Here is a 12,423-nt window from a genome sequence, read left to right on the forward strand (position 1 = left end):
AATATTGTTATTTATATAAGTGCTTATACAAATGTATAATAATTATTATATATTCTAAAATAAAATGGCATTTTTAAATGGGTTAGGAGAGTTGCATTCGTTTTATCGTACGTTTATAATCTCTTTTAGAGAAACTGGAATACCGTTTTTAGTAAAACCCTCTATGTTAATCTCATAGTTTCCAATATAATCTGAAGTATAAAAGGTAACGATACTTTCCTTTTGATTTATATTGAAATTAGGTTCCCATAACAATTGACTCCTATAGTCTGGAATACGTTTTAATGACTCTGTATCATTATACTTCTGAACAAAGTAATCCTTACTATTCAAAGGTTTAATTAGGTTAATACTTTTTGTATACTTAGTTGAAATAGTATTCTTAAAATCTGCATTTATAGTTTCTACAGAAATAATTCCTCTAAAAATACCACTTCCATACTGATACTTTTTATTAACAATACTGATACTTTTAATTTTTCTTGCGTCATAATTGATTAAATCATCATGATTTAGAGTTAAAAGTCCATCTACAATAATTAAAATTGGTAAATCCTTGCTATCATGATATTTATTTCTCAATCTAAATTGTTTTACTCCTTTTTTTTCCTCAATCCAAACGTTATTAATTATCTCGACAATAGTTTCTTCAACACTTTTAAATCGCTTATAGTCATCCAGATTATAAATGATCTCATGTCCTTTATAAAATGGCAATATGCTATCTTGCTGCTTTACATTATGTTTTTTTACACTGTAATAGGCGTTTTCAATTTGATTATTTATACTGTGCTCTAATATTAGCTTTTCCATTTCGGAACTAATTTTAAAATCACTAAATATGAGTTTATCATAATTTGGAGAAGGATACCGATCTAATACAATTTTATATTTTTCTGAGTCACTATCCATAACATGTAGATTGGCGTTAAATACCTCATAAGGGGTATCTAAATTAAAATAAAACTTTCCAGAGTTATTGGTAGTTGATAATTTAAAGACAGGATTTTTACCAGTAATGGATAAACTTACTTTTTTAAAAAGCACATGCTCTTTAGTGTCTTTGGTTAAAACAGTACCACTAATTAATTCTCCTCGAAGTTCTGGCAGATAAATAGATTTTTTATTTGATGGTATTTTCGATTTTTTAGTATTAGAAAATACATGCTCATATGCATTAGCACTAGGTCGCTTAGGAAGTAATATAGAATCTATTTTTCTTACGGAGATAGAATAATTTCCAAACGAAGCTTGATCTAATAAAGTGCTAATTTTTAAGATAACCTTTTCCCTTTTAGAAAAATGCTTTGTATTTATATTTAAACCAATAAATCTGTTAGTTTTATTTGCTTTGATTTCATTAGAGTATTGTATTCTGTTTGAAATAGAATCAAGTATTTTTGCCTCTGCAGTAGGGGGTTGGTTTTTCAAAAAGGGATTAATAATACTAACATTGCCTTGGAAAAAATAATGATTTCCAACATTTTTCATCCATTGCGTATAGGCTATTAATTTATAATTACCAGAAGGAACAGATGATGGTATAAAGAAATCACCTTGTCCTAACCCAGATTCTAAATTAATTTTATGTTTAAAAACAAACTTTTTATCGACCCCAATTAATTCAACATAGGCAATTTTGCTTAAGGTACTTAGTTTTTTTGTTTGAGAATTAATATTATAAATTTTATAAAACAAATGATCTCCAGAAAATAAAAGAGATGCATTGTAATGTATAAATATTTGTTCTTGAGGCATCTTGTTATAGATAATTGCCTGGTCTTTATCGAGTAAAGCTTGCCCACTAATTAAGCCGATATTGCTAAAAAAGAGGATTATTATTATTGAAAAATATTTTTGCATTTTATATATGAATTATTCTACCCAAAAGTCAGGAACTACATTACTTCCAAGTGTTGTACAGTCTCCACATTTTGGAATGACCATAACATAAGGACCTCCATCGGGAATAAGTGGAGGCTCGAAAGGTGGTTCGCCATTCAATGTGTAATATTTAAGCCTTCCTTCCCGAATAATTTCAACTAAAGAATTGCCATTTGTTGCGTTAACACGAGGAGCTAAAAGTTCGCAGGGTACTATATGGGCAGGACGTTTTTCGGGAAATGGAAAAAGATCTCGAAAATTAAAAAATATTCTTTTGCTGGAAACCGATGATACATCAAAAAAACCTAGTACTTTTTGGTTAGGATTATTAACTGAAACGATGTTGCTACTAATAAAGCCAGGCTGGTTTTGTGAAAGTAAGCTTTCGGAACCTGATAACTCATTAAGTGTCTTAAAATAAGTATACGATTCTAATGATTGAACATATTGTTTTACCAAAATGCTGTATCTGTGGGTAATAATAAAATCATTTGCAGGTATAAACCTAACTAGTTTTTGTGTTACACGATCTTCGGAAAGCTTGGTGGTTTCTGTTTGTATAATACCTGTAGAAGATAAACTATTGTAGCATACTCTTTCTTCTTTAGTTTTTTGGGCAGTATAAAATGTTGTAGCAGATGTAAGAATAGCATCAAGGTTAGACCAGTATGGAGCTATTATCTTATATGTTTCTTCATATTCGTAACGATAATATTTAGAATTTCCTAGGGGATCAAAACTGTTTACAAATATGCTAACTCCCAAAGTTCCGTTCTCATTAGTCTCTGCTGTATAATTCACATCCTCTATTTGAGTTTCGTTTGTTAAAGTTAATGGGTTTGAGGTATACGAATCGCCTTTGCTAGTAGTTATGGATAACTGATAGGTATTATTAGGCGTAGCTGCAAATTCTGATGTAGAAATATATTTACCAGGTGTATCCTCATTGAAATTATATACGTTTTGTGAAGCATCAATAATCTTAACTTCTGCATTGCTTTCTGGAGAGGGGCCGTCTTGGTTTAGTTCAAACGTTTTTGATATTTTTATTTCATGACGTTTAAGTTCATTTGTTATTATAGCTTCTATAACTATAACATCTTCAGATGTACTACTGTTATCGATATTAATAGGTTCTACACAACTGTTAAATATAACATTTACAAGAATTAGATAAATAATATGGCGTTTTGTTTTTTTCATAATATTGTATACTAACTAAAACTTTAAGTTGTAGGTTATTGTTGGTACTGGAATAGCAAAAATGGAACTTTGATAAGCTTGGATATTGCCATTTTCTGTTACAAAGAATACAGAATAAGGGTTATTTCTTCCCAGTACATTATAAACAGAAATATTCCAAAAGCTATGAGCCAGTTTTTTTATTTTATGATTTCCCTCAATATTTAGTCCAAGATCTAATCTATAATAGTCAGGAATTCTAAATTTATTACGATCACTATATAAAACACGTTCAACACCATTTAAAATATAACTCCCAGTTGGAAATGTTACAGGTCGGCCTGTTTGATAAGTAAAATTAGAGGAAAAGCTAAAACGTCTTGTTAATTTATAGTTTGCAACAAGGCTTATATCATGAGGTTTATCAAAATTTGAAGCAAAGAAATTACCATTATTAACTTGTTCTTCAGCAAACTCACTTGCTAACTTAATAAAAGATCTGGAATAGGTATATCCTAACCAACCATTTAGCTTTCCTTTAGTCTTTCTTATTAAAAATTCGATACCATAGGCTTTACCTTCTCCTTGTAGGACTTCTGTTTCAATGGTTTGATTTAATATTAAATCTGCACCAACCTTGTAGTCAAGAATGTTTTTAGACTTTTTATAATACCCTTCTACACTAAGTTCATAAAGGTTTTCATTTAAATTTTTATAAATACCTAAAGAGAATTGGCTGGCTTGCTGGGGTTTAATGTTTATATCGGATAGTCTCCAGGTATCTGTAGGAGATACTGTAGTGTTATTAGTTAAATTATGAATATATTGATATGTTGTATTGAAACCTCCTTTTATTGATAAACTTGGATCTAAAAAATATCTTGCAGACATTCTAAATTCGGGACCTCCATAGGTTTTTATAATTTCATTTTTATCAAATTCTTGAGTTTCTATTAAAGAACCAACATTTCGAGGCGAATTATCCTGATAGATGCGTTGTTCAGCCTCTCCAAGTGCAGCATACATAGAATAGCGTACTCCTAAATTAAGCAAAAGTTTATTGCTTAATTCAAAATTACCAGAAAGATACAAAGCAGATTCCAAAGCTCTTTCTTTAGGAATTTCTATAGCTTGAACAATGGATTCAGATCCTTTAGGGTCTATACTTCCGGGGTTTATTGAATATAGTTTACTGGAAATACCATAATCGAACTTATATTTTTTGTTCATAAGGTACTTCATTCTTATTTTAAATTCGGTTTCGTTTACTCGATAACCAAGATCGAAGTTTTTATCGAGGTTACTATTGTGTTCTATATTAAATCTATATTCACTATTGGAGACGATAAAATTACCTATATTCTTATCGTTAAACGTATGATCCCATTTAAGAGACATGAGTCTATTACTGTAACCAAATAAAGAATCAGATGTAATACTAAAAGCATCTTTGCTGTAGTAACCAGTAGCTTCTATTGAATTTTTATCATTTATTTTATGTCTATATTTCCCAACAAAATCATAAAATGAAGCTTTACTATTTTTTAGCGATTCGTCATCTAATGATCTTAAAATCCATTGAGAGTAAGTTCCTCTAGCACCAACCATCAAAGAAGATTTGTTTTTAATTACAGGTGTTTCTATTGTAATGTTACTAGTTACAGGACCAATAGAGGCTTCTCCCGAAAACTTTTCCGTATTACCATTTTTAGTTTTGATATCAAAAACGGAGGATAGTCTACCACCAAACTCACTTGGTATATTGCCCTTGTAAATATTAACATCACCTGATGTAAAAGGGTTTAACGCAGAGAAAATCCCAAAAAAGTGGGTTGGATTATAAAGTACACCATTATCTAATAGTATTAGATTCTGGTCTTCTTTACCACCTCTAACATTATAACCAGAAGAACCTTCTCCCGCTGTTTTTATACCAGGAAGTGTCGTGGCTATTTTTAATATATCACGTTCCCCTAAAACAAGAGGAATGGTCTTTATTTCTTTGGCTTTTATCTGCAAAACGCCAGTTAAAGCCTCTTTAACGTTTTTATCTTTATTTGCTTCTATAACCACTTCGTCTAAAAGTTCAATGTCGTCACTTAAGTTGAAATTAAACTTACCATTACTGTACATTATGATTCTTTTTTTAGAATCTGAAAGTCCTAAACCTTTTGTTTCAATAATATTAACCCCATAAGGTAATTCTATCGAATAATAACCTTTTTCGTCTGTTTGGGTGTTTATCTTTTTATCTGCAGTAACGATTACTAAATTTGCAATCGGTCTATTTGTTGTGATGTTTTTTACATACCCAGATAAAACATACGTTGATTGTTTTAACCTATTATTTTCTTTTCCAATTTTTATTGTTTGATCAATATCATTTTCAGATAAAGTAGGGTTGGTATATAATATTGGTGATGGATGGTTTTCAGAATAGGAATTTGTCTTTGTATTATTGAAATAGTCTTTAGGGAGTTTACTATTGATTAAACTATTTTTTGTTAAAATAATATTATTGTCAGACTTTATGTAATAATTAATATCTGTCAATTTGAAGATGTCATCTAATACTAATCTTATAGAAACATTAGAATATTGTACAGAAATAGGTATATCATCTATCCATTCTTCAAGAAAGAGAAAACGATAATCAGTTAAACTTTCAATACGCTTAATTACATCAATTTTTTTTACGTTTTCATATTGTAATGAAATTTTTTGATCATTTTCTTCTTGTGAAAAATTAAAGTTAAAACTAAGAACGCATAGTAAGATGATAAGAGCATGTTTCATTGGAGCTAGATGTACTACTGTTTTAATGAGTTAATTCAAATGTTTCAATAGATTAATCAAAAATGTATCATAATTAGATTTTCTCAAAACTCTATTCTTATCATAAAATGCATTAATTGCTTTTTTTTGTTCTGGGAGTAATCGGATCAAATCTTTTTTAGATCTTATATTAGAAATCTTATTATTGTGCTTGATTAAGAATTTACTTTTATAAACAAATTCGATATAAGAAAATTTATCACCTAAGCGTTCTCGTTTATCCCTTATATGTTTTTTGAATAACGATAGATTACTATTATGAAATAAAACTTCATAAAAGCCTTCGCGACTAAAAACAGGTATATCTAATTTTAATTGATCTGCATTTATAAATTTATGATTATCAATTTTAAAATTCTCTATATGCTTTTTAGTTAGTTGAATAACTAAGTAGTGGCCTTTTTCGTCAGTTAATCTTATGATGAGTTCATTGTTATGAATATCGTATTTCATAGGTATATCGTAATACGATTGTCCATCGTAAACAACATTTCCAGGTAAAAATTGTTTCGTTAAAAAATATTGATTATTGTCTTCTATTGTTCTATACTCTTCTTTGAAATTAATACCGTTAAGTAGGCTTGTGTTACTTACATTAATAACAGAGTCGAACCATTTGTAATAATTATTACTGTTTTGTTCATTTTGTGAATGAAAATTGAACGAATAAAAACAGATAAAGATGATTAGTAAAATAAGTTTTTTCACATGCAAAATATTGGGAGTAGCTAATATAGTACAATTACAAGCTATAATACAACTTTTAAAAGAAGCTTTAACATAATTATTGATATGGTTAGTTAGCTTTTATAAAATCTGTAACTAAATACGTAATAAGCTTTCCAATATTAACTTCTGTCTTTTTCTTTGGAGCTGCTTCGCAAATATGCAAATAACAAACATTTTCTTGCTTGGCAAAAAAGTTTAAAAAGCGTCTGGTTTTGTTAACACTAAACCCACTGGGGGTCATGGCACTACTCGGAATGTTTTCAATAGCATCGCAATCTATTTCAATACCAAATGGTGTTTTAGAAATATGGCTAAGTGCACGATTTAATTCTTCTTCAAATTCTAACTCCTGTCTAATTTCTAAAGACTCGAATGTATTGTATTTAATAGATTTTACTTTATTTAATGTTTTAAATAATTTATCGGAAGTATAGTTTTCGTGTAACCCAAAAATAAAATAGTTTTTTAAAAAGCCTTCGGCGTAAGCATAGCTAAAACCATTACCGCTATGTCTCCCTTCTTCGGGTCTAAAATCGGAATGGGCATCAAAATTAATAACATTTATAGGTTTGTTTAAGGCTAGCGATGTTCCTTTAATATTTCCATAAGCGTTATTGTGACCACCACCAATAATGATTGGTTTTTTGCCTGCAAGAACTATTTGGTTAATAATATGAGATACGTGGCCATCGATATTAGAAACAATTTTTCTGGCTTTTAAAACATCTTTTTTCTTTGAAGAATCTAATTCCGAAATTTCAAAAAGTTCTTCCGAAAAATCAAGATGCCCTAAAATTAAAACTCTGTTGGCCTTAGTATATTGGTTACTTTGAACGTTTAATAAAATTTTAAGAGTGGCCTCCCAAGCCTTTGAAGCGCCTGTTTTCCCATGGTTTGCAAATACTCCAGCATCTTCTGGCAGACCAATTATTACATAAGTAACATCCAAATTTTTAAGTTGTTCGTATATATTGGAAATGTTCGATAATAATTTAACATCTTGACCAAATTTGGATTCACCAAGGCGTTTGTTTAATAATTTATTTCGAGAAGAATTTTTAAATAAAACCAGTTTATCCATATTTTAGCGAATAGTTTTTCTATAGGACTAAAATACGTCATTATTTAAATATAACATTAAAAACACAAAGACTATTAATTATCACAACATTTGACTATAATAAACACATAAAAACAAGCAATTATGGAAAACAGCAAGAATAGTATGGGGCTTAAAATAGCATTAGGAGTAGCATTGGTTTTATTTTTAGCTACTGGATTTTATACAATAAACTTGTATAAAAGTAGTAACCAGGTGCAAAAAGATTTAACCGAAGAAAAGCAATTGGTTATGAATGACCTAAATGCTATGGCTAAACAATATGACGTTGCTATTAGCGAAAATGATGTTGCCAATAAGAACTTACTAGACGCAAGATCACGTATTCAAGGTTTAATAGACTCATTAAAGATTTCTGAGACTAACGTAAGAAGTTTATGGAGATATAAAAAGAAATACCAGTCTTTACAAAAAGAGATGGACGTTTTGTTAGCACAAAACGATTCTTTAAGAGTAGAGAATTCATATTTAGCAACATCTTTAGATAGTACTCGTGTACGTTTAGAAGAGCGTACTATGTTTACAGATTCTTTATTGGTACAAAACAATGCTTTAGCAGAAGTTGTTGAAAATGCAGCGGTTTTAAATACAGTAGGATTAAAAGGATTTGGAGTTATTGAAAGAACTTCTGGGAAATTAATACCAACAGAGCGTGCAGGTCGTACAGATAAAATTAGAGTATGCTTTACAGTTGCTAAAAATGGTTTAGTTCAAGCAGGAGATCAAGAATTATATGTACAAGTAATCGATCCTAAAAACAATACTTTAGGTTTAAATGAACAAGTTGAGTTTAATGGAAAAACATTAAGTTATAGCATTATTAGTAAGTTTAACTATGAGAATGCTAGCCTTAATATTTGCGAGTTTGTAGCATCTAAAGGAAAGAAGAATTTTGAAAAAGGACGTTACGTTGTAAATGTTTTTAACGAAAGAGATTTAGTTTCGAGCTCAGAGTTTACATTAAAGTAAATTATTTATAACACTTAAACTTTAAGCCTCAGGTTTTTACCTGAGGCTTTTTTTATGCCCTTAAATTACTTTGTAAATTATTACTGCTTTTTTGTAAGAGAATATGGTTAAAACCATTAGCTTTGTTCCGATTTTTTAACCTACTAAAATGAAATCTTTAGATTATGCCCCAAGTGATGTAAGTCACCATACATTTTATGCTAGATTATTAATAGGTGAGCTAAATGCTACACCTAAACAAGTTTATTTGCAAATTGTAGAGAAATTTAGCAAAAGTTGTATAGAAGGTTTTACTTTAGAATATTCCGAAATACCATTTTTATTTCAACAAACGAATGTATTAATTCCTAATTTTAAATAGGAGATTGCTATTTATACCCCAAACATGCCCAACAGCTTAAAAAACTATAAACATGAATCCGAATGTGATTTTTATAAATTCATTTTTAGATGTCTCAGAAGAAACTTTTGAGAAGCTTGCTAGTATATCTACTTTTAGAAAATTCGAAAAAGGCTATCAAATAGATAAGTCTGGTGAAGTTCCCAGCAAAATATATATGCTTATTTCTGGAATTATACGAGCCTATCTAAGTTCTGAAACAGGAAAAGAGTATAATAAAAACTTTTTTATGCCTTTTAGCTTTGTTGGTTCGCTTACAGCTTTAATTAAAAAAGAGTCTTCTAGATTAACCTACGAAGCACTTACAGATTGTAAAGTTTATGAAATAGGATTTAAGGATGTTATGCAACTTTGTAATGAAGATATTCAGGTTAGTAGGCTGTATAATAAGGTGTTGGAGAAAGTTTTTATTAGGTATGAAGAACGGCAATTAGAGTTTATTTCTATGGATGCAACAGAACGTTATTTAAAATTGAGAAAGAAAATACCAGGGATTGATGACCTAATTCCACAATACCATATTGCATCATATTTAAGCATTACTCCAGTGCAATTGAGTAGAATAAGAAAAAAAATTGACAACAATTAACATATGTTAACTATTTCTTTATTGTTAAATTATATATTTGGCTTGATTTCCTTTTGATTGTAAAATAAAAAGGATTGATAGCTAACCAACCAAGAAAAAAAAACAGGTAATCGTATTACCTGTTTTTTTATGCAATGATGTTATTGGAATTTATTTTAAGCTTCCAACCATATCTTCAGGTTTTACCCAAGCATCATAATCTTCGGCAGTAACATAGCCTAAATTAATAGCTTCCTCTTTTAAGGTTGTACCATTTTTATGTGCTGTATTAGCAATTTCGGCAGCTTTATAATAGCCAATTTTTGTATTTAAAGCAGTTACTAGCATTAAAGAATCATTCAATAATTTAGTAATAACTTCTTTATTAGGTTCTATACCAACGGCACAATTTACATCGAAACTTACACAGGCATCTCCAATTAATTGAGCAGATTGTAAAACGTTAGCAGCCATAACAGGCTTAAATACGTTTAATTCGTAATGTCCTTGTAGACCACCAACAGAAACGGCAACATCATTTCCTATAACTTGTGCACAAACCATGGTTAATGCTTCACATTGTGTCGGGTTAACTTTTCCGGGCATAATAGAACTTCCTGGCTCGTTGGCTGGAATAATAATTTCGCCAATACCAGAACGTGGTCCAGAAGCCATCATTCTTATATCGTTAGCAATTTTATTTAAGGAAACGGCTAATTGCTTTAAAGCACCATGAGTTTCTACTAATGCATCATGTGCTGCTAAAGCTTCAAATTTATTAGGTGCAGTTACAAATGGTAATTCTGTAAATTCTGCTATATATTCTGCAACACGTTTGCTGTATCCTTTAGGCGTGTTTAATCCAGTTCCAACAGCGGTACCTCCAAGTGCTAACTCGCTTAAGTGTGGCAAGGTGTTTTCTAAGGCTTTAATACCATGATCTAATTGAGCTACGTAACCCGAAAGTTCTTGACCTAGGGTAAGAGGTGTAGCATCCATTAAATGTGTACGTCCAATTTTTACAACATCTCTAAAGTCTTCCGATTTCTTATTTAATGTATTACGTAATTGTTTTACGCCAGGAATAGTAGTTTCTACTACTTTTTTGTACGCGGCAATGTGCATGCCGGTAGGGAAGGTATCGTTAGAAGATTGCGATTTGTTAACATCATCGTTTGGCTGAATCGTTTTTTCTCCTTCTCCAATTACTTTCCCAGCTAGTTGATGTGCTCTGTTAGCAATTACTTCGTTAACATTCATATTACTTTGAGTTCCCGAACCGGTTTGCCATATAACTAAAGGAAATTGATCGTCGTGCTTACCTTCTAAAATTTCATCGCAAACATTAGCAATTAAATCACGTTTTTCGGCAGCTAAAACTCCAAGTTCACAATTGGTATGTGCTGCAGCCTTTTTTAAATATGCAAATCCGTAAACGATTTCTAAAGGCATAGAAGCTGGAGCCCCAATTTTAAAGTTATTTCTTGAACGTTCAGTTTGAGCTCCCCAAAGTTTATCAGCAGGAACTTTAACCTCACCCATAGTATCTTTCTCTATTCTGTAACTCATCTTTTTAATGTTTAATTTAAGTAGCAAAGTTAATTGTTTTAAGATGCTTTTTTATATGATTTATGTTAGTTTTTTAAAGACTTTTTTAACACTTCTATAATATGCTTGATTGAAAAAACTATTGTAAAAAGTCGTACCTTAGTAAGATGCTAAAAAAGTAAATATTTTTACTATAAAACTAATTTAACAAACACTAAAAAAAACAGTAATTATGGCAGCAATTAGATTAGGAGATGAAGCCCCCAATTTTACAGCTCAGTCAACCGAAGGCACTATTAATTTTCATGATTGGCTAGGGGATAGCTGGGGTGTTTTATTTTCGCATCCGGCAGATTATACACCAGTTTGTACTACCGAGTTAGGAACGGTGGCAAAATACAAAGCTGAGTTTGACAAACGCAACGTAAAAGTTGTGGCATTAAGTGTTGATGGTATTGATTCTCACAATGGATGGGTTAAGGATATTAACGAAACGCAGCATACTACGGTTAATTTTCCCATCATAGCAGACGAAGATAGAAAAGTATCTGAATTATACGATATGATTCATCCTAATGCGGATAGTAATTTAACAGTACGTTCGGTTTTTGTTATTGGAGCCGACAAAAAAGTTAAGTTAACTATAACGTACCCTGCATCAACCGGCAGAAATTTTGATGAGTTGTTACGTGTTATCGACTCTTTACAGTTAACAGCATATCATAAGGTGGCCACTCCGGCAAATTGGAACAACGGGGACGATTGTGTGGTTGTACCTTCTATTGCATCAGAAGACATTCCGGGCATTTTTCCAAAAGGGTTTAAAGAAGTTAAGCCTTATTTAAGAATGACGCCACAACCTAATTTAAATTAGGAAGGTTTCTTATTTATAAATTTTTAATTTGATATTGTATAACAAATAGCTTTACATTATCTTTGCGAAAGATTTTATAAAAAAGACACTTACAATTATGTTTGATTTTGATCAATATTTAGGATTTTTAGCTTTTTTAACCATACTAACAATAGGATTTTGGTTAATGATATTTCTATTAACTTTCGTAATTCCTTATTGGATTGGAGGCGCTTTAATTGAAAGAATTAAAGAAATTCGCGCAGAGAAAAAAGCAAAACGTCAAAATGCATAACATTATTTGACAATTATATTTAAAAAGGAAGCTAAATTAG

The 12,423-nt window shown here is 30.5% G+C and carries 11 protein-coding genes; 5 read left to right on the forward strand and 6 right to left on the reverse strand.

Annotated features, from left to right (window positions below; genetic code table 11):
- Nucleotides 1–102: 102 nt before the first annotated feature.
- From C1H87_RS23190 to C1H87_RS23210, 5 genes are all read right to left on the reverse strand, one after another.
- Nucleotides 103–1,863, reverse strand: coding sequence for a hypothetical protein (locus C1H87_RS23190; RefSeq protein WP_102758108.1), 1,761 nt, complete (start codon nucleotides 1,861–1,863; stop codon nucleotides 103–105).
- Nucleotides 1,864–1,875: 12 nt separating this feature from the next.
- Entirely contained in the window at nucleotides 1,876–3,087 is a 1,212-nt protein-coding gene (locus tag C1H87_RS23195; RefSeq protein ID WP_102758109.1) for a DUF4249 domain-containing protein, read from the reverse strand.
- Between the two features lie 15 nt (nucleotides 3,088–3,102).
- Nucleotides 3,103–5,862, reverse strand: a complete 2,760-nt coding sequence (locus tag C1H87_RS23200) for a TonB-dependent receptor (RefSeq protein WP_102758110.1) — start codon at nucleotides 5,860–5,862, stop codon at nucleotides 3,103–3,105.
- A 30-nt stretch (nucleotides 5,863–5,892) separates the two neighbouring features.
- Entirely contained in the window at nucleotides 5,893–6,609 is a 717-nt protein-coding gene (locus tag C1H87_RS23205; protein WP_102758111.1) for a hypothetical protein, read from the reverse strand.
- An 88-nt stretch (nucleotides 6,610–6,697) separates the two neighbouring features.
- Entirely contained in the window at nucleotides 6,698–7,711 is a 1,014-nt protein-coding gene (locus tag C1H87_RS23210) for a formimidoylglutamase (RefSeq protein WP_102758112.1), read from the reverse strand.
- A gap of 123 nt (nucleotides 7,712–7,834) precedes the next feature.
- Between C1H87_RS23210 and C1H87_RS23215 the strand changes: the two genes are divergently transcribed.
- The 3 genes from C1H87_RS23215 (at nucleotide 7,835) to C1H87_RS23225 (ending at nucleotide 9,708) form a co-directional block, all read left to right on the forward strand.
- The gene (locus tag C1H87_RS23215) at nucleotides 7,835–8,719 is read left to right on the forward strand and encodes a chromosome partitioning protein ParA (RefSeq protein ID WP_102758113.1); all 885 of its coding nucleotides are present in this window, start codon (nucleotides 7,835–7,837) and stop codon (nucleotides 8,717–8,719) included.
- Nucleotides 8,720–8,867: 148 nt separating this feature from the next.
- The gene (locus C1H87_RS23220) at nucleotides 8,868–9,080 is read left to right on the forward strand and encodes a hypothetical protein (RefSeq protein WP_102758114.1); all 213 of its coding nucleotides are present in this window, start codon (nucleotides 8,868–8,870) and stop codon (nucleotides 9,078–9,080) included.
- A 52-nt stretch (nucleotides 9,081–9,132) separates the two neighbouring features.
- On the forward strand, nucleotides 9,133–9,708 hold the full coding sequence (locus C1H87_RS23225) for a Crp/Fnr family transcriptional regulator (protein ID WP_102758115.1): 576 nt from the start codon (nucleotides 9,133–9,135) through the stop codon (nucleotides 9,706–9,708).
- Nucleotides 9,709–9,858: 150 nt separating this feature from the next.
- Here C1H87_RS23225 and fumC read toward each other — a convergent pair whose 3' ends face one another.
- On the reverse strand, nucleotides 9,859–11,256 hold the full coding sequence (gene fumC / locus C1H87_RS23230; RefSeq protein ID WP_102758116.1) for a class II fumarate hydratase: 1,398 nt from the start codon (nucleotides 11,254–11,256) through the stop codon (nucleotides 9,859–9,861).
- Between the two features lie 211 nt (nucleotides 11,257–11,467).
- Between fumC and C1H87_RS23235 the strand changes: the two genes are divergently transcribed.
- Both C1H87_RS23235 and C1H87_RS23515 read left to right on the forward strand, forming a co-directional pair.
- Nucleotides 11,468–12,109: a peroxiredoxin gene (locus tag C1H87_RS23235; protein ID WP_102758117.1), complete on the forward strand. Its 642-nt coding sequence runs from the start codon at nucleotides 11,468–11,470 to the stop codon at nucleotides 12,107–12,109.
- A gap of 97 nt (nucleotides 12,110–12,206) precedes the next feature.
- Entirely contained in the window at nucleotides 12,207–12,383 is a 177-nt protein-coding gene (locus C1H87_RS23515; RefSeq protein ID WP_199769320.1) for a hypothetical protein, read from the forward strand.
- Nucleotides 12,384–12,423 lie beyond the last annotated feature (40 nt).

This window comes from Flavivirga eckloniae, from assembly GCF_002886045.1.
In the GTDB taxonomy this organism is placed as follows: Bacteria; Bacteroidota; Bacteroidia; order Flavobacteriales; family Flavobacteriaceae; genus Flavivirga; species Flavivirga eckloniae.

What these genes read in the sequence shown, in the direction of transcription:
- C1H87_RS23195 (WP_102758109.1), bottom strand. Translation starts at nt 3,087, where the DNA reads ATGAAAAAAACAAAACGCCATATTATTTATCTAATTCTTGTAAATGTT.
- C1H87_RS23200 (WP_102758110.1), bottom strand. Translation starts at nt 5,862, where the DNA reads ATGAAACATGCTCTTATCATCTTACTATGCGTTCTTAGTTTTAACTTT.
- C1H87_RS23220 (WP_102758114.1), top strand. Translation starts at nt 8,868, where the DNA reads ATGAAATCTTTAGATTATGCCCCAAGTGATGTAAGTCACCATACATTT.
- C1H87_RS23515 (WP_199769320.1), top strand. Translation starts at nt 12,207, where the DNA reads ATGTTTGATTTTGATCAATATTTAGGATTTTTAGCTTTTTTAACCATA.
- C1H87_RS23225 (WP_102758115.1), top strand. Translation starts at nt 9,133, where the DNA reads ATGAATCCGAATGTGATTTTTATAAATTCATTTTTAGATGTCTCAGAA.
- fumC (WP_102758116.1), bottom strand. Translation starts at nt 11,256, where the DNA reads ATGAGTTACAGAATAGAGAAAGATACTATGGGTGAGGTTAAAGTTCCT.
- C1H87_RS23235 (WP_102758117.1), top strand. Translation starts at nt 11,468, where the DNA reads ATGGCAGCAATTAGATTAGGAGATGAAGCCCCCAATTTTACAGCTCAG.
- C1H87_RS23190 (WP_102758108.1), bottom strand. Translation starts at nt 1,863, where the DNA reads ATGCAAAAATATTTTTCAATAATAATAATCCTCTTTTTTAGCAATATC.
- C1H87_RS23210 (WP_102758112.1), bottom strand. Translation starts at nt 7,711, where the DNA reads ATGGATAAACTGGTTTTATTTAAAAATTCTTCTCGAAATAAATTATTA.
- C1H87_RS23215 (WP_102758113.1), top strand. Translation starts at nt 7,835, where the DNA reads ATGGAAAACAGCAAGAATAGTATGGGGCTTAAAATAGCATTAGGAGTA.